Here is a 1,211-nt window from a genome sequence, read left to right on the forward strand (position 1 = left end):
TGATTCAAACCGAAGCTATTATCAGGGGTACTGATAGTAAGTTTGGTATCAGGAGTAGTGGTGCCGAGACCTACACGGTCATTGGCAGCATCCACTGATAAGGTACTTCCATCCACAGAAAATGCATTGGTCTGTGTTCCTGTAAAGGCCAGGGTATTGGCTCCCTGTGTTACCGTTCTGTTCCCTGCAAGAGTACCGTCTGCGGTATAGATATTAGTAGGGGAAGTTCCAGCTGAGCCTCCATCGGTAGACCTCCAGAATGAGTTACTGAAAACAAATTCCAATGCTTTGCCATTAGGAACAGTTATGCCATCCAGTGTAGTTCCAAATCCTCCTGTAGTATTATTATAAACTATCAGTCTCTGGCCGGGGTTGGGAGCAGCAGGTGCAGAAATGGCAACATTGGCTGTAGCAGCTCCGGTAATCTGTACCTGGCTTACATTGGCAGGAACTGTAACACTGTTGCCTGAAACAGCTAATACAGTTTCACGGTTGGTAATGGCTCCATTCACATCCAGTGCTGTTCCGGGGGATGCTGTAGCAATTCCTACATTTCCGCCCACTGGATTCAACACTAAAGGAAGACCTGTAGCAGCAGTTTTGTTCTGACTTGAAATATAAGATCCAAAGGGAGAGTTGGTATAGGTTCCGAAGTCCAGAGCATGGCTGGTGTTTCCATCAATTCTAAGCGTGGCATTGGTATTGGCTGTACCTAATGCTGAAGGTTGGGCATTAATACCTGTAACCACTAACTTATTGGTGGGAGACACCGTTCCTATTCCCACTCTTCCGGAGTTAGCATCTGTAAGGTACATCAGCTCGTTAGGGGTTTGACCAACACTAAAAGACAGGTAACGATTACCTGTTGCTGTTGTTGTGGAAACATCACCAAAGTTAATACGTGAAATAGGTCCTGTAGATGCAGAAGAAGAAGACTTCATATTGATCCCGAAATTTTCTGCACGATTACCATAGCTGAAACCATCCTGTCCAACATTAATTTCTAATGCATTTTTAGTCTGGGCTGTTGTAACGGCGGCATTAAGCAGCTGGCTGCCTTCTACGTGTAATTTGTTTGAAGGGGTTGTGGTACCAACTCCTAAACGGTCATTGGCTGCATCCACTGATAAAGTATTTCCATCTACAGAGAATGCATTGGTCTGCGTTCCTGTAAAGGCCAGGGTATTGGCTCCCTGTGTAACGGTACGGTT

The 1,211-nt window shown here is 45.5% G+C and carries 1 pseudogene; it reads right to left on the reverse strand.

What is annotated here, in order from left to right:
* A pseudogene (locus EK417_RS21210) lies at positions 1-1,211 on the reverse strand (hypothetical protein); the annotation flags it as partial.

It is taken from the genome of Chryseobacterium candidae (genome assembly GCF_004916905.1).
GTDB classification, from domain to species: Bacteria; Bacteroidota; Bacteroidia; order Flavobacteriales; family Weeksellaceae; genus Chryseobacterium; species Chryseobacterium candidae.